The sequence below is a fragment of the Bradyrhizobium sp. URHA0013 genome (assembly GCF_000518345.1).
Classification (GTDB): Bacteria; Pseudomonadota; Alphaproteobacteria; order Rhizobiales; family Xanthobacteraceae; genus Bradyrhizobium.
Map to the genome: position 1 here is coordinate 1,366,488 of NZ_KI912426.1, position 15,271 is coordinate 1,381,758.

The 15,271-nt window shown below is 65.1% G+C and carries 14 protein-coding genes; 10 read left to right on the forward strand and 4 right to left on the reverse strand.

Annotation, left to right across the window (positions count from 1 at the left end; genetic code table 11):
• Positions 1–24: 24 nt before the first annotated feature.
• Both N551_RS0126960 and N551_RS0126965 read right to left on the reverse strand, forming a co-directional pair.
• A complete protein-coding gene (locus N551_RS0126960; protein WP_027569560.1) occupies positions 25–1,221 on the reverse strand; it encodes an acetyl-CoA C-acyltransferase in 1,197 nt (398 codons plus the stop codon).
• Between the two features lie 141 nt (positions 1,222–1,362).
• Positions 1,363–2,133: an enoyl-CoA hydratase gene (locus N551_RS0126965; protein ID WP_027569561.1), complete on the reverse strand. Its 771-nt coding sequence runs from the start codon at positions 2,131–2,133 to the stop codon at positions 1,363–1,365.
• A 153-nt stretch (positions 2,134–2,286) separates the two neighbouring features.
• Between N551_RS0126965 and N551_RS0126970 the strand changes: the two genes are divergently transcribed.
• Together N551_RS0126970 and N551_RS0126975 are read left to right on the forward strand one after the other, a co-directional pair.
• Positions 2,287–2,826 (forward strand): PaaI family thioesterase, encoded by a 540-nt coding sequence (locus N551_RS0126970; RefSeq protein WP_027569562.1) that lies wholly within the window; start codon positions 2,287–2,289, stop codon positions 2,824–2,826.
• 59 nt (positions 2,827–2,885) lie between these two features.
• On the forward strand, positions 2,886–3,506 hold the full coding sequence (locus N551_RS0126975) for a TetR/AcrR family transcriptional regulator (RefSeq protein ID WP_027569563.1): 621 nt from the start codon (positions 2,886–2,888) through the stop codon (positions 3,504–3,506).
• Positions 3,507–3,618: 112 nt separating this feature from the next.
• On the opposite strand, the gene N551_RS0126980 is transcribed toward N551_RS0126975, so the two are convergent.
• Positions 3,619–4,527: a LysR family transcriptional regulator gene (locus tag N551_RS0126980; RefSeq protein ID WP_027569564.1), complete on the reverse strand. Its 909-nt coding sequence runs from the start codon at positions 4,525–4,527 to the stop codon at positions 3,619–3,621.
• 101 nt (positions 4,528–4,628) lie between these two features.
• Here N551_RS0126980 and N551_RS0126985 point away from each other — a divergent pair, with 101 nt between their 5' ends.
• The 8 genes from N551_RS0126985 (at position 4,629) to N551_RS0127020 (ending at position 13,996) form a co-directional block, all read left to right on the forward strand.
• Positions 4,629–6,125, forward strand: coding sequence for a CoA-acylating methylmalonate-semialdehyde dehydrogenase (locus N551_RS0126985; RefSeq protein WP_027569565.1), 1,497 nt, complete (start codon positions 4,629–4,631; stop codon positions 6,123–6,125).
• Between the two features lie 119 nt (positions 6,126–6,244).
• Positions 6,245–7,390: an isobutyryl-CoA dehydrogenase gene (locus N551_RS0126990; RefSeq protein WP_027569566.1), complete on the forward strand. Its 1,146-nt coding sequence runs from the start codon at positions 6,245–6,247 to the stop codon at positions 7,388–7,390.
• A complete protein-coding gene (locus N551_RS0126995; protein ID WP_027569567.1) occupies positions 7,387–8,454 on the forward strand; it encodes an enoyl-CoA hydratase/isomerase family protein in 1,068 nt (355 codons plus the stop codon). Before N551_RS0126990 ends, N551_RS0126995 begins: the two co-directional genes overlap by 4 nt.
• A 30-nt stretch (positions 8,455–8,484) precedes the next feature.
• A complete protein-coding gene (mmsB, locus tag N551_RS0127000) occupies positions 8,485–9,375 on the forward strand; it encodes a 3-hydroxyisobutyrate dehydrogenase (protein ID WP_027569568.1) in 891 nt (296 codons plus the stop codon).
• Complete coding sequence (locus N551_RS0127005; RefSeq protein WP_027569569.1) at positions 9,375–11,093, forward strand: AMP-binding protein; 1,719 nt, start codon at positions 9,375–9,377, stop codon at positions 11,091–11,093. The genes mmsB and N551_RS0127005 overlap by 1 nt, the downstream gene beginning before the upstream one ends.
• Positions 11,094–11,573, forward strand: a complete 480-nt coding sequence (locus N551_RS0127010) for a MaoC family dehydratase (protein ID WP_027569570.1) — start codon at positions 11,094–11,096, stop codon at positions 11,571–11,573.
• 282 nt (positions 11,574–11,855) lie between these two features.
• Positions 11,856–12,773, forward strand: a complete 918-nt coding sequence (locus N551_RS0127015; protein WP_027569571.1) for an SDR family NAD(P)-dependent oxidoreductase — start codon at positions 11,856–11,858, stop codon at positions 12,771–12,773.
• Positions 12,770–13,996 (forward strand): TIGR03862 family flavoprotein, encoded by a 1,227-nt coding sequence (locus tag N551_RS0127020; RefSeq protein ID WP_081747963.1) that lies wholly within the window; start codon positions 12,770–12,772, stop codon positions 13,994–13,996. The genes N551_RS0127015 and N551_RS0127020 overlap by 4 nt, the downstream gene beginning before the upstream one ends.
• 8 nt (positions 13,997–14,004) lie before the next feature.
• Here the strand turns inward: N551_RS0127020 and N551_RS0127025 are convergent, their stop codons facing one another.
• Positions 14,005–15,222: an MFS transporter gene (locus N551_RS0127025; RefSeq protein ID WP_027569573.1), complete on the reverse strand. Its 1,218-nt coding sequence runs from the start codon at positions 15,220–15,222 to the stop codon at positions 14,005–14,007.
• Positions 15,223–15,271: the final 49 nt, after the last annotated feature.

Genomic DNA, 15,271 nt, shown 5'->3' on the forward strand with positions numbered 1-15,271 from the left:
TTCCCTCATTTCCGGACTTTCACCTCAGTGCGTCAAGCGTTCCACCGCGATCGCTGTGGCTTCGCCGCCGCCAATGCAGAGCGCCGCGACACCGCGCTTGAGGTTTCGCGCCTCGAGCGCATGCAGCAGCGTCACGATCAGCCGTGCGCCGGTGGCCCCGATGGGATGGCCGAGCGCGCACGCGCCGCCGTTGATGTTGAGCTTTTCGCGGGGAATGCCGAGATCGCGCTGCGCCGCCATCGCCACCACGGCGAAGGCTTCGTTGATCTCGAACAGGTCGACGTCGCCGGCGCTCCAGCCGACTTTGTCCAAGAGCTTGCGGATCGCCGGGATCGGGGCCGTGGTGAACCATTGCGGCTCCTGGCTGTGGGTGGCGTGGCCCTTGATCACGGCGAGAGCCGGCAGGCCGTTGCGATCGGCGAGTGAGCGCTTCGTCAGCACCAGCGCAGCGGCGCCGTCGGCGTTGGCGGAGGAGGCCGCTGGCGTGATGGTGCCGTTGGCGCGGAACGCCGGCTTCAGCCCGGGGATCTTCGCGGGATCGACCTTGAGCGGATGCTCGTCATTAGCGACGATGCGGGGGCCTGCCTTCTCGCTCAGCGTGATCGGCGCGATCTCGGCCTTGAACGCGCCGCCCTCGACCGCCTTGCGCGCGCGGCTCAACGTTTCCATCGCGAAGGCGTCCTGGTCCTTGCGGGTGAACTGGTAGGCTTCGGCGGTGGCCTCGCCGAAATCGCCCATGGAGCGGCCGGTCTCGTAGGCGTCTTCAAGGCCGTCCATCATCATGTGGTCGATGATGCGGTCGTGGCCGGCGCGATAGCCGCCACGCGCCTTGACGAGCAGATACGGCGCGTTGCTCATGCTCTCCATGCCGCCGGAGACGACGATCTCGGCCGAGCCGGCGCGAATGATGTCGTGCGCCAGCATGGTCGCTTTCATGCCGGAGCCGCAGACCTTGTTCACAGTGGTCGCCCCTGTGGCGTCGGGCAGGCCGGCCGCACGCGCAGCCTGGCGCGCCGGTGCCTGGCCCTGGCCGGCGGGAAGGACGCAGCCCATGAAGACCTCGTCGACCTTCTCCGGCGCAAGCTTGGCACGCTCGAGTGCCGCGCCGATCACGTGCGAACCGAGCTTGTGTGCGGGAAGCGGCGACAGCTCGCCCATGAAGCGGCCGAGCGGGCTACGGACGGCGGAGACGATGACGACGAGATCGGCGGCTTCGGCCATGGGGAGACTCCCTGCGATGTCGGACATGTAAGATTATGATCATCATATGATGCGGCGCAAAAAATGCAACTGCGTCCGGCATGAGAAAATCTTGTGGTTCGCATGAGATTGGGTCGTGCGAACGGAAGAAGTTGAGAGCGCCTAACGCTTCCGATTCACAAACGCGCCCATCAGCCGCGTCGGCTCGTCGGTCAGGAACGACTCGCCGAACACCTTCACGCTCAAATTCACCGACTCCGTCAGCGGCAGTTCCTCCCATTGCCGCAGGAGTGCTTTCTGCGAGCGCAGCGCCTCGGGGCCGCATTCGAGCAGCGCCTGCACAAGGTGCTCGACCTCGGCATCGAGCCCGCCTTCCGGCGCGACCTTGTCGACCAGCCCCCAGGCCAGCGCCGTCGACGCGTCGATGTTCTCAGCGGTCATCACCAGCCAGCGCGCGCGGGCCCAGCCGATCAGACGCGGCAGCAGCGCGGCATGGATCACTGAGGGAATGCCGACGCGCACCTCTGGCATGCCGAAATGCGCATCATGGGCTGCGATCCGGAAGTCGCAGGCGGCAGCGACTTCGAGCCCGCCGCCGAGGCACCAGCCGGGCATGCGCGCGATCATGGGAGCCGGGAAGGCGCGCACGGCCTCGCAGAGGTCGCGCAGGCGGCTGATGAAGGCTTCGGCGGACTTCTGGTCGAGCCTGGCCATCTCCTTGATGTCGGCGCCACCGATCATGCTCTTCTCGCTCTGGCCGCGCAGCACCACAATCCGGATGCTGCGGTCGGACGAGAGCTGCTGCAAGCCTTCGCGCACCGCATCGGTGACGGGCGAGCCCAAAATATTCAGCGAGCCGGCGTTGCAGATGGCGACATGAACGACGCCGCGCGCATCGCGCGTCACGCCGCAGTGGTGGTTGAGCATTTCCATGGTGGCATCTCGAAGGTTTGGTGGACTTGCGCGAGGGCGCGCCTGTCGGGATCACTTCCGAGCCGAAACGCATTGGTTGTCAAGCGGGCGGGAGGGAGTTGCCAGCGCGAAGTCCGCAGAATAGTATGATGAAAATCATACCAAGAGGCCGCGATGACCAGCAACGATCAACTCGACCTGTTTTCGCCTGCGGGCCGGCGCGAGCGGGTGGTGGAGTGGCAGGTGCCTGCGCCGGTCGCGAAAGTGGCGATGGGCCTGTCAGGCATGGATGCGATGCTGGGTATCCGCGACGGACGGTTACCGCCGCCCCCCTTTGCCAAGCTGATCGGCTTCGTCATGGCCGTGGTCGAGCCGGGCCGGATCGTCATGGAACTCGAGCCGCGCGAGGATCTCGAAAACACCATAGGCCTCCTGCACGGGGCCACAGCCGCCGCGCTGCTCGACACCGCGATGGGGTGTGCGATCTCGACCAGGCTGGAGCCCGGGCAGGGCTCCGTCACCCTCGATCTGAAAATGACCTTCCTGCGTCCGCTCTCGGTCCGGTCCGGGCTGATCGCCGCCGAAGGCAAGGTGATCAAGCTGGGACGCCAGACCAGCTACACCGAGGGTTTCGTCCGAGACGGTCAGGGGGCGCTTGCGGTGCACGCAACGGCGACCTTTTCCATGATCGGCAACAATTTTACCGGGAATTAATGCGCCGTCCTGCCGATATCCGTGTTATTAGATGACCTCCGACATCCAATGAGATCCGCATGCGCTATTCTCGGGAACACAAGCAGGAAACCCACGACCGCATCGTGAAGAAGGCCTCCGTGCGGCTGCGCGAAAAGGGCGCCCACGGCATCGGCGTCGCCGACCTCATGAAGGAGGCGGGCCTGACCCATGGCGGCTTCTACGCCCATTTCGATTCCCGCGAGGCGCTCGTGATCGAGGCGTTCGACTATGCCATGGATCGCTCGATGGAGCACTGGCGCAAGCAATCTGATCAGGTCGCGCCGGAGAAGCAGCTCCCCCAGATCGTGGAGACCTATCTCTCGACGGTGCATCGCGACAACCCCGGTCACGGTTGCTCGATTCCCGCGCTCGGCGCCGAGATCGCCCGGGAGAGCCCGAAGACACGAAAGGCCTTTGCGGGCAAGCTCGACGAGATGATCGAGATGATCACGGACTTCATCCCGAATCTGCCGCGCAAGGCCGCGCGCAAGCAGGCGATCGCGACGCTGGCGACCATGGCCGGCACCATGCTGCTCGCGCGCATTGCCGGCTCGAGCGAGCTGTCGGACGAGGTGTTGAAGACGGGCAAGGACAGTGCGCTCGATGGCGCGCGGCGTGAGCCGAAGGTAACGGCGGCGAAGAAGCCGAAGCAGAGTTAGGCCGAGGTGCCGTAGGGCGGGCAAAAGCGAAGCGTGCCCACCATCCAACCGCGAGTGTGGAGACATGGTGGGCACGGCGCTAGGGCGCCTTTGCCCCCCTACGAGACCGTCCTTACCGCCCCGCAAACAGCGCCCGCTCGCGCTCGACAATCTCGGAAATATAATCCGCCACCGCGCGGATGCGTGCGAGGTCCTTGCTGTCGGCGTGCATCAGCATCCAGAAGGTGCGGGTGATCGAGACCTCTTCCGCCAGCACCGCAAGCAGCTGCGGATAGTCGGCCGCCATGAAGTGCGGCAGGACGGCGATACCGAAGCCGGCGAGCGTGGCATTGAGTTGTGCGATCAGATTGGCGCTGCGCAAGCGTGCGGAGACCTTCGGCGACACCTGCGGCAGATAGTCGAGCTCGGGCGTGAACAAGAGCTCCTCGATATAGCCGACGAAGCGATGCTGCGGCAGCACCTCGCGCGAGGTGATTTTCGGGAAGCGGTCGAGATAGGCGGGCGCGGCATAGAGTCCGAGGCGGTAGTCGAGCAGTTTGCGGCCGACGATGCGGCCTTCCTTCGGCATGGTCAGGCTGATCGCGATATCGGCCTCGCGCTTGGAGAGGCTGAACAGCCGCGCGGTGGCCACCAGTTGCAAATCGAGATCGGGATACCGGTCGGCGAACTGAGCGAGCCGGGGCGCCAGGAAGGCGGTGCCAAATCCGTCTGGCGCGCCGATCCTCACTGTGCCGGTCAGCCGCGCCACGGAGCCACCGACCTGCTCCTGGTTGGCGACGATGGTCGATTCCATGGCTTCCGCGCTGTCGGCGACGCGCTGGCCGGCCTCTGTCAGCAGGTAGCCGGTCTTGCGCCGGTCAAACAGCTTGGCCGAGAGGTGCTTCTCCAGCCGGTCGACGCGGCGGATGACGGTAGCATGGTCGACGCCGAGCTGTTTTGCCGCAGCCGAAACCGAGCCGCCCCGCACGATGGCCAGCACGAAGCGGAAGTCGTCCCAGTCGATAGCGCCTTGATCCAGCATTTTCGCACATCTATGGTGCATTATCTCAGACTTGAATCCTATAAAATGCAGGTCGATAGGATTTGTCAAAGCGTTCAAGCTCGCCTTAAGGAGACCATTCCATGCGTTCAGTCGGACATTTCATTGGTGGCAAGGAGGTCAAGGGCACCTCGGGCCGCACCGCCGACGTTTTCGAGCCGATGACCGGTGACGTCCAGGCCAAGGTGGCGCTGGCGTCGAAGGCCGAGGTCCGCGCCGCCGTGGAGAACTCCCGCGCCGCGCAGCCGGAATGGGCTGCGACCAACCCGCAGCGCCGCGCCCGCGTCATGATGAAATTCGTCGAACTGGTGCAGCGCGACTACGACAAGCTCGCCGAGTTGCTCGCCCGCGAGCATGGCAAGACCGTTCCTGACGCCAAGGGCGACATCCAGCGCGGCCTCGAAGTCGCGGAATTTGCCTGCGGCATCCCGCATCTGATGAAGGGCGAATACACCGAAGGCGCCGGCCCCGGCATCGACATCTACTCGATGCGCCAGGCGCTCGGCGTCGTCGCCGGCATCACGCCGTTCAATTTCCCGGCGATGATCCCGATGTGGAAGTTCGCTCCTGCGATTGCCTGCGGCAACGCCTTCATCCTGAAGCCGTCGGAGCGCGATCCCGGCGTGCCGATGATGCTCGCCGAGCTGATGATCGAGGCGGGCCTGCCGGCCGGCATCCTCAATGTCGTCAACGGCGACAAGGAAGCGGTCGACGCCATCCTCGACGATCCCGATATCAAGGCCGTCGGCTTCGTCGGCTCCACGCCGATCGCGCAATACATCTACGAGCGCGCCGCCCAAACCGGCAAGCGCTGCCAGTGCTTTGGCGGCGCCAAGAACCACGCCATCATCATGCCCGACGCCGACATGGACCAGGCGGTCGACGCCCTGATCGGCGCCGGCTACGGTTCGGCCGGCGAACGCTGCATGGCCGTGTCCGTCGCGGTCCCCGTCGGCAAGTCCACCGCCGACCGCTTGATGGAAAAGCTGGTCCCGCGCGTCGAGTCGCTCAAGATCGGCACCTCGATCGATCCGTCCGCCGATTACGGTCCGCTGGTGACGCGCGAGGCGGTCGAGAAGGTCAAGGGTTATATCGACATCGGCATCAAGGAAGGCGCGACGCTTGCCGTCGACGGCCGCGGCTTCAAGATGCAGGGCTACGAGAACGGCTTCTATCTCGGCGGTTCGCTGTTCGACAACGTCACGAAGGACATGCGGATCTACAAGGAAGAGATTTTTGGTCCCGTGCTCTCGGTCGTGCGCGCGCACGATTACAAGGAAGCGCTGGCGCTGCCGTCGGAGCATGATTACGGCAACGGCGTTGCGATCTTCACCCGCGACGGCGATGCCGCGCGCGACTTCGCGGCCAAGGTCAATGTCGGCATGGTCGGCATCAACGTGCCGATCCCGGTGCCGATCGCCTATTACACCTTCGGCGGCTGGAAGAAGTCGGGCTTCGGCGATCTCAACCAGCACGGCCCGGATTCGGTGCGCTTCTACACCAAGACCAAGACGGTGACCTCGCGCTGGCCGTCCGGCGTCAAGGAAGGCGCGGAGTTCTCGATCCCGCTGATGAAGTAAGGCTGTAGCCCAGCCCGTCATTGCGAGCGTAGCGAAGCAATCCAGACTTTCTCCTCGGACCCACTGGATTGCTTCGTCGCTTCGCTCCTCGCAATGACGAGAACAGTGAGCAGCCCAACATGCAGTTCGCTCTGAACGAGGATCAGATCGCGGTTCGCGACATGGCGTTGGCGTTTGCGGCGGAAAAGATCGCGCCGCACGCGCTTCGTTGGGACGAGGAGAAGCATTTTCCCGTCGAGGTGATGCGCGAGGCAGCAGCGCTCGGCATGGGCGGCATCTATATCCGCGACGATGTCGGCGGTTCCGCGATGTCGCGGTTCGATGCCGCGCTGATCTTCGAGGCGCTGGCAACGGGCTGTCCGACCACCTCGGCCTTCATCTCCATCCACAACATGGCGTCCTGGATGATCGATGCCTACGGCAGCGACACCCAGCGTCACACATGGCTGCCCAAACTCTGCACCATGGAACTGATCGCGAGCTACTGCCTCACCGAGCCGGGCGCCGGCTCGGACGCGGCAGCGCTCCGCACCCGCGCGGTGCGTGAGGGCGATCATTACGTACTCAACGGCCAGAAGCAGTTCATCTCCGGCGCTGGCGGGACCGATCTGCTGGTCGCGGTGGTGCGCACCGGGGGCGATGGCCCCGGCGGCATCTCGACGCTCGTGATCGACGGCAAGACGCCGGGCGTCTCGTTCGGCGCCAACGAGCGCAAGATGGGCTGGAACGCGCAGCCGACCCGCGCCGTGATCTTCGAGAACGCCCGCGTGCCGGTCGCCAACCGGCTGAGCGAGGAGGGCGTCGGTTTCAAGATCGCGATGGCGGGTCTCGACGGCGGCCGCCTCAACATCACGGCGTGCTCGCTCGGCGGCGCGCAGACCGCGCTCGACAAGGCGCGTTCCTACATGAAAGAGCGAAAGGCTTTTGGAAAACGCCTCGACGAATTCCAGGCATTGCAGTTCCGTCTCGCCGACATGGCGATCGAGCTCGAGGCCGCGCGTACGTTCCTGTGGCGCGCAGCGGCGGCGCTGGACCGCAAGGATCCCGACGCCACGATGCTCTGCGCGATGGCCAAACGCTTTGGCACCGATGCCGGCTTCGAGGTCGCCAACCAGGCGCTCCAGCTTCATGGCGGCTACGGCTATCTCAGCGAATACGGCATCGAGAAGATTGTGCGCGATTTGCGCGTGCACCAGATTCTCGAAGGCACCAATGAAATCATGCGGCTGATCGTGGCGCGCAAATTGATCGAGGGCGCCCGATGAGTGGAATGGAGGAGGGCGATCTCGTCGCACGGGTCGAGGGCTCGGCCGGCATTATCAGGCTCAATCGCCCGAAGGCGATCAACGCCGTCACGCTGGAGATGTTTCGCGACATCGACAAGGCGCTCGACCGTTTTGAGGCCGATCCCGCCGTTGCCGTGATCGTGCTGGAAGGTGCCGGCGAGCGCGGCCTGTGTGCCGGCGGCGACATCCGGGCGCTCTGGGAGAGCTCGAAGGTCAAGGGCGACCTCGGCAAGATCCTGTGGCGGGAAGAGTACATCCTCAATGCCCGGATCAAGAAGCTCCCAAAACCCTATGTCGCCTTCATGGATGGCATCGTGATGGGCGGCGGCGTCGGGCTTTCGGCGCACGCGAGCCATCGAATCGTGACCGACCGCACCAGGCTTGCGATGCCCGAGGTCGGGCTTGGCTTCTTCCCTGACGTCGGCGGCACCTGGCTGTTGTCACGCTCGCCGGGCGAGATCGGCACTTATTTCGGCCTGACCGGCCAGACCATGAACGGCCCCGATGCGATCCACGCCAGGTTTGCCGATGCAGTGGTACCGGCAGCCAAATGGCCGGAATTGCGAGAAGCGCTGACCAAGGTTCGCCAAGGCGTCACAGCGGCCGATGTCAGTAAGCTCATCAACGGCTTCGCGACCGGGGAGACCGCTGGGCCGGTCGCCGCAAAGGAGCCGGCGATCGACGCACTGTTCGGCTTCGACCGCATGGAAGACATTTTTGCCGCGTTGAAGCGCGACGGTTCCGAGTTCGCGCTGGCGACATTGAAGACGCTCAACGAAAAATCGCCGCGCGGCATGGTGGTGACACTCAAGCTGTTGCGGCTCGCGCGCACCGCGTCGAGCCTGGAAGAATGCCTGGTGCGCGAATATCGGGCTGCGCTGGAAGTCTTCCGCAGCGACGACTTTCGCGAAGGCGTGCGTGCCGCCGTGATCGACAAGGACCGCAATCCGACCTGGTCGCCGCTGCGGATCGAGGACGTCACGCCGGATATGCTTGCGCACTATCTCGCCGAGATCGGCGCCGACGAATTGAAATTCAACTAATCAACGAAACGTTCAGCGGAGGAAACGAAGATGGCCACGATCGCATTCATCGGTCTCGGCAACATGGGCGGCCCCATGGCCGCCAATCTGGTCAAGGCCGGCCACAAGGTCGTCGCTTTCGACCTCGCCGAGGCCTCCCGCAACCAGGCCAGGGCCGATGGCGCCGGCATCGCCGAGAGCGCGGCAGGCGCCGTGAAGGGCGCCGATGTGGTCGTCACCATGCTGCCGGCCGGCAAGCATGTGCTCGGCGTGTGGGGCGAGGTCGTTCCTGTCATGACCAAGGGCGCGCTGATTATCGACTCCTCCACCATCGACGTCGAGAGCGCGCGCCAGGCGCATGCGCTGGCGGCCAAGCACGGCGTGCTTTCGGTCGACGCCCCGGTCTCCGGCGGCACCGGCGGCGCCAAGGGTGCGACGCTCACCTTCATGTGCGGCGGCGAGGACAACGCGTTTGCAGCGGCAAAGCCCGTGCTGGAGAACATGGGCAAGAAGATCGTGCATTGCGGTGGTGCCGGCGCGGGCCAAGCCGCAAAAATCTGCAACAACATGATCCTCGGCATTTCCATGATCGCGGTGAGCGAGGCGTTCGCGCTGGCTGAGAAGCTCGGGCTCTCGCATCAGGCGCTGTTCGACGTCGCCTCGACCTCGTCGGGCCAGTGCTGGTCGCTGACGACCTATTGCCCGGTGCCCGGGCCGGTGCCGACCTCGCCCGCCAACAACGATTACAAGCCGGGCTTTGCCTCGGCGCTGATGGTGAAGGATTTGACGCTGGCGCAGGACGCCGCCAAGGCCGCGGGCGCGGCAACGCCGCTCGGCAAACATGCGCAGGAGATCTATCAGTCATTCGACGCAGCCGGCCAGGGCGGGGTGGATTTTTCCGGAATTATCAAGCACGTTAGGGGGCTGGCCGGGAAAGCTTGATGACGACATTTCAGGAAGCGCGCGCGTTTCTGCTTCACAACCGCACGGACTACGAGACAGCGGTCAAGGGCTTCCGCTGGCCCGATACTGTTCCCTTCAACTGGGCGCTCGACTGGTTCGACGCCGAGCTGGCGGCGAATGCGGACAGCAAGGATCGTCCTGCGCTCTGGATCGTCGATGCCGCGCAGGACCGGCAGACCAAGCTCTCGTTCCGGGCGTTGTCGCGCCGCTCCAACCAGGTCGCGAACTTCCTCCGCGCGCAGGGCCTCAAGCGCGGCGATCATCTCCTGCTGCTGCTCGGCAATGTGGTTCCGCTGTGGGAGACGATGCTGGCCGCGATCAAGCTCGGCGTCGTCGTAATTCCCGCGACGACGCTGCTCACGGCCGATGAACTTCGCGACCGGCTCGATCGCGGCCAGGCGAAGGCGGTGGTGGCAGCGCAGGACCAGGTTGCGAAGTTCGCAAGTCTTAGTGCCGACAATATCGTCCGCATTGTCGTGGGCGAGGCCTCCGATGGCTGGCTTTCCTATGATGACGCGGCAGAGGCGTCGGAGAGCTTTGCAGCCGACGGCCCGACCAACGCCGACGACCCGATGTTGCTCTATTTCACCTCAGGCACCACCGCAAAGCCAAAACTGGTGCGGCACAGCCAGCGCAGTTATCCCGTCGGCCATCTCTCGACCATGTACTGGATCGGACTGAAGCCCGGCGACGTCCATCTCAATATCTCTTCGCCCGGCTGGGCCAAGCACGCCTGGAGCTGCTTCTTCGCGCCGTGGAATGCGGGCGCAACCGTCTTTGTGGTCAACCAGCCGCGCTTCGACGCCAAGGGGCTGCTTGCCACCATCGGCCGCTGCGGTGTCACAACGCTGTGCGCGCCGCCGACGGTGTGGCGGCTGTTCATCCAGGAGAACTTGGCGTCGTTCAAGGTGGCCTTGCGCGAGGTCTGTGGTGCCGGCGAGCCGCTCAATCCGGAAGTGATCGATCAGGTGCAGGCCGCCTGGGGCCTCACCATCCGCGACGGGTACGGCCAGACTGAAACGACGGCGCTCGCCGGCAACTCGCCGGGGCAAAAGATCAAGGTCGGCTCGATGGGCCGACCGCTGCCGGGCTATCGCGTGCAGGTCAGCGACGCCGACGGTCATCCGGCCAAGGAGGGCGAGGTGGCTCTGGTGCTCGGCGAAAACCGCCCCGCCGGCCTGATGCAGGGCTATCAGGGCGACAACGGTGAGCTGTCCGGCGCCGAAGGCGAGCTCTATCGCAGCGGTGACGTCGTGTTCGAGGACGACGATGGCTATCTCACTTTCGTCGGCCGCTCCGACGACGTGTTCAAATCTTCCGACTACCGCATCAGCCCGTTCGAGTTGGAGAGCGTGTTGCTCGAGCACGAGCTCGTCGCGGAAGCCGCCGTGGTACCAAGCCCGGATCCGATCCGGCTCGCGATCCCCAAGGCCTTTGTGCTGCTGACAGCCGGCGCGGAACGGTCGCCGGAAACCGCGCTCTCCATCTTCAGGCATCTGCACACGCGCCTTGCGCCGTTCAAGCGCATCCGCCGCCTCGAAATCGTCACGGAGCTGCCGAAGACGATCTCGGGAAAGATCCGCCGCGTTCAGCTCAGACGTCTCGAGCGCGACGACGACCGCAACGATCCCCTGCGCGGCCGGGAATTCCGCGAAGAGGATTTTCCGGAGCTGCCGAAAACACGGAGTGAGACCTAAGTGAACGAAGTCTGGAAGAAGCCGCCGATTACGCTTCAGGCCTATCAAGCCATGGTCGGCAAGGAGATCGGTGTGTCGTCGTGGCACCTGGTCGATCAGCCCCGCATCGACACCTATGCCGACGTGATCGAGGATCACCAGTTCATTCACGTCGACCCGGAGCGTGCGAAGAAGGAGACGACGTTCGGCACCACCATCGCGCACGGCTTCCTCACGATGTCGCTGCTGTCGATCATGTCCTACGAGGTGATGCCCGTCATCGCGGGTACGACGATGGGGGTCAATTACGGTTTCGACAAGTTGCGTTTCATCTCGCCGGTGCGTTCGGGAAAACGCGTTCGCGGCCGTTTCGTGCTGGCGGAAGCCAAGCTGCGCAAGCCGAATGAATTGCAGTCGCGCACCAACGTCACCGTGGAAATCGAAGGCGAGGACAAGCCCGCACTGGTCGCTGATTGGTTGGGGTTGATCTATTTCGCCTGACGCTAACAATTGTTGCCGGGCTTGACCCGGCAACCCATCGCTGCTCAAAAGCTGTCCAAATCGGTGGGCTCGAACCCTCTCCCCTTGTGGGAGAGGGTGCCTCGCGGAATGCGAGGCGGGTGAGGGGTTTCTCTCCGCGAGCACATCCGTTGCGAGAGACCCCTTATCCGGCGCCGTAGCCAACGCTACGCGTTGGCGTTTTAACTGGGAACGGCGGCCGTTGGCCGCCTATGCCACCTTCTCCCACAAGGGGAGAAGGAAGAAGAAGCAGGAGCTGCACTCATGGCAATCAGGTTCGACGAACGCGTCGCCATCGTCACCGGCGCGGGCAATGGTCTGGGGCGCGCGCATGCGCTGGGATTGGCGAGCCGCGGCGCCAAAGTCGTGGTCAACGATTTCGGCGGCGCGCGCGATGGCAGCGGCGGTTCGCTGTCGCCGGCGGAAGCCGTGGTCGAGGAGATACGTAAAGCGGGCGGCATCGCCATGGCCGACGGCGCCGACGTCTCCAATTTCGAGCAGGTCACGGCGATGGTTGAGCGCGCCACCAAGGAGTGGGGCAGCGTCGACCTCTTGTGTGCCAATGCCGGCATTTTGCGCGATAAATCGTTCGGCAAGATGGAAGCGGCCGATTTCCAGAAGGTGCTCGACGTGCATCTCGTCGGCACCTTCTATTGCTGCAAGGCGGCCTGGGCCGGCATGCGCGATCGCAACTACGGCCGCATCGTGCTGACGACGTCGTCCTCCGGCCTCTACGGCAATTTCGGCCAGGCCAATTATGGTGCGGCCAAGTCCGGCATGGTCGGCCTGATGAACGTGCTGGCCGAAGAGGGCCGCAAGGCCGACATCCGCGTCAACATCATCTCGCCGACGGCCGCAACCCGCATGACGGAAGAGCTGCTGCCGCCGCAGGCGTTGCAATTGATGAAGCCGAACGCGATCACGCCCGCCGTCGAGTACATGCTAAGCGAGGACGCGCCGACGCGCACCATCATGGGCGCTGGCGCCGGCTCGTTCGCGGTGATCAAGATCGTCGAGAGCGAAGGCATCAACCTGCCGGAGTCCGAGTGGACGCCGGACGCGGTCGCGGCGCATTTCGCAGAGATCAGCGACATGTCGAAGGCGAAGGCGTTGCAGGGAGCTTTCGAACAGACGCAGAAATACGTCGCCCAGGCCGCTGCGCGCGCTGGGGTAAAACTCTGACAGCCGTCGCCGTCATCGGGGCCGGCCCTGCCGGTCTGATGGCGGCCGAAGTGCTCGCGCAGGGCGGTGCTCGTGTCACGGTCCATGACGGGATGCCGTCCGCGGGCCGCAAATTCCTGATGGCCGGCCGCGGCGGCCTCAATCTCACCCACAGCGAACCGCTGCCGCAGTTCATGGCGCGCTACCGCGACGCGGCGCCGAGATTGCAGGCCGCGATCGAAGCGTTTCCGCCTGACGCGCTGCGCGCCTGGAGCGAGGCGCTGGGCGAGCCGACCTTTGTCGGCTCCAGCAGGCGTGTGTTTCCGAAAGCGTTCAAGGCCTCGCCGTTGCTGCGGGCTTGGCTACGACGCCTCGATGCCGCCGGCGTCCGCTTTGCCTTTCGCCAGCGCTGGATGGGCTGGGACCGGAACGGACGGCTGGTCTTTGACACATCCGGCAGTGGCGCCACGATCGCAGCGGACGCGACAGTGCTGGCACTCGGCGGCGCCAGCTGGCCGCGACTGGGCTCCGATGGCGGCTGGACGACGATCCTGGCCGACAAAGGCGTTGCGATCTCGCCGCTGCGGCCGGCGAACTCCGGCTTCACCGTCGACTGGTCGGAAATCTTCCGCACACGCTTCGAAGGCCAGCCGCTCAAGGGCATCACGCTGTCCTTCGGCCCGCAGCGCGTGCGCGGCGAGGCTATGATCACAAGCGGCGGGATCGAGGGCGGGGCGATCTATGCGTTGTCCGCCGAACTGCGCGAGGCAATCGCGGCGAACGGCGAAGCGGTTCTGCACGTCGCTTTGCGGCCGGATGTCGATCATGGCGAACTCGTCAAGCGCCTGTCCGCCTCGCGCGGCAAGCAATCCTTCTCCAACTTTCTGCGCAAGGCTGCGCAGCTGTCGCCGGTCGCGGTCGGGCTGTTGCAGGAAGCCGCCATCGGTGCTGGCCAGTCGTTGTCGGCAACGTCGGCTGAGCGATTGGCGGAGCTCATCAACGCCGTGCCGGTCAAGCTCACGGGCGTCGCGCCGATCGCACGCGCGATCTCCAGCGCCGGCGGGATTTCCTTCGACGAGCTCGACGCCGACTTCATGATCCGCAAGCTGCCGGGCGTCTTCGCAGCCGGTGAGATGCTGGACTGGGAGGCGCCGACGGGTGGCTATTTGCTCCAGGCCTCGTTCGCGACGGGAGCTGCGGCGGGTAGTGGCGTGTTGCGACGGCTCGCCCAATTGTCGCCCTGACCATCCTATCATGACGTTCCGGTCCGGGTTGTGAGATCCGTGAGGAGGCCGAGCACGCCGAAGCTTGCCGCCACCGTGCAGACCATGGTCCAGCCGCCAAAACTCCAGGCCAGCGATGCCGCCGCCGCGCCGACGCCACCGCCGATAAAGAACAGCGCGACGAACAGGCCGTTCATGCGACCGCGTGCTTCGGGGCGCAACAGGTTGATCGCGCGGCGGCCCAGCGTCTGGTCGGTGGTGATGCCGACGTCGAGCAGGATCGTGCCGAGGCTCAGTACCAGCAGACTGGTGATCTGGGAGTCCAGCATGCCCGCCCAGGCGCAGAGCGCGAGCGAGCCGATGATGAGCAGATGGGCGGCAAAGAACATCGGCCGCGCGCGGCCCTTGTCGCCCCAGCGGCCGGCCATCGGTGTCGCCGCGGCGCCCGCGACGCCGATCAATGCAAAAGCGGCAACTCCCTTGGCATCGAGATCGAACGGCGCCTCCGGCAGCCGCAGCGCGACCGCCGACCAGAACGCCGTGAAGGAGGCCATGACAAGCGACGCGGTCCAGGCCCGCACGCGCAGCACCGGCTCTTCGCGCAGCAGTCTTGGAAAGGACAGCAGCAAATCGGTGTAGCGCGCGCGTGCCGTCGGTCGAAGGGTTGGAAGATAACGGGCAAGTGCGCCGGCAAGCAGAGCCATCAAAGCGGCCGAGACGACGTAGTAGGCGCGCCAGCTCCAGAGATCTGCAATCAGGCTCGCCGCGGGTCGTGACAACAGGATGCCGATCATCAATCCGCCCATCACCTCGCCGATGGCCTGGCCGCGGCGATCCGGTGCCACCATGGATGCGACCAGCGGAACCATCATCTGGATCGCCGCGCAGCAGGCGCCGAGGATGAAGGTGGCGAGCAGCAGGAGCGAGGGCGTCGGCGCGAGCGCCGTCGCGAGAGCGGCAACGATCGCGCAGCCGAGGGTGCGGAGGATGACAAGCCGGTTCTCGACGAGATCGACCAGAGGTACGAGCAGCAGCAGGCCGAGTGCGTAGCCCAGCAAGGTCAGCGTGCTGATCAGCCCCGCCTGCCACGCGGGCATCGACATTGACCGGCCGATCAAGCCGAGCAGGATCTGCGGCGCGAACAAATTGGTGACGACGACACCGGCGGTGATCGCGCCGAGCCAGATCAGCGGCCGCTCGGCGAGCTGGTTTCGGGACGCAGGCCTGGTGGGTTCGGAGACAGTCATGGGACCTCGCAGCTGTGGCGCGGGACCCTTTAAGCGGGGGGATAAATAT

What these genes read in the sequence shown, in the direction of transcription:
- N551_RS0126975 (WP_027569563.1), top strand. Translation starts at nt 2,886, where the DNA reads ATGCGCTATTCTCGGGAACACAAGCAGGAAACCCACGACCGCATCGTG.
- N551_RS0127025 (WP_027569573.1), bottom strand. Translation starts at nt 15,222, where the DNA reads ATGACTGTCTCCGAACCCACCAGGCCTGCGTCCCGAAACCAGCTCGCC.
- N551_RS0126960 (WP_027569560.1), bottom strand. Translation starts at nt 1,221, where the DNA reads ATGGCCGAAGCCGCCGATCTCGTCGTCATCGTCTCCGCCGTCCGTAGC.
- N551_RS0126965 (WP_027569561.1), bottom strand. Translation starts at nt 2,133, where the DNA reads ATGGAAATGCTCAACCACCACTGCGGCGTGACGCGCGATGCGCGCGGC.
- N551_RS0126980 (WP_027569564.1), bottom strand. Translation starts at nt 4,527, where the DNA reads ATGCTGGATCAAGGCGCTATCGACTGGGACGACTTCCGCTTCGTGCTG.
- N551_RS0126990 (WP_027569566.1), top strand. Translation starts at nt 6,245, where the DNA reads ATGCAGTTCGCTCTGAACGAGGATCAGATCGCGGTTCGCGACATGGCG.
- N551_RS0127015 (WP_027569571.1), top strand. Translation starts at nt 11,856, where the DNA reads ATGGCAATCAGGTTCGACGAACGCGTCGCCATCGTCACCGGCGCGGGC.
- mmsB (WP_027569568.1), top strand. Translation starts at nt 8,485, where the DNA reads ATGGCCACGATCGCATTCATCGGTCTCGGCAACATGGGCGGCCCCATG.
- N551_RS0126970 (WP_027569562.1), top strand. Translation starts at nt 2,287, where the DNA reads ATGACCAGCAACGATCAACTCGACCTGTTTTCGCCTGCGGGCCGGCGC.
- N551_RS0126985 (WP_027569565.1), top strand. Translation starts at nt 4,629, where the DNA reads ATGCGTTCAGTCGGACATTTCATTGGTGGCAAGGAGGTCAAGGGCACC.
- N551_RS0127005 (WP_027569569.1), top strand. Translation starts at nt 9,375, where the DNA reads ATGACGACATTTCAGGAAGCGCGCGCGTTTCTGCTTCACAACCGCACG.
- N551_RS0126995 (WP_027569567.1), top strand. Translation starts at nt 7,387, where the DNA reads ATGAGTGGAATGGAGGAGGGCGATCTCGTCGCACGGGTCGAGGGCTCG.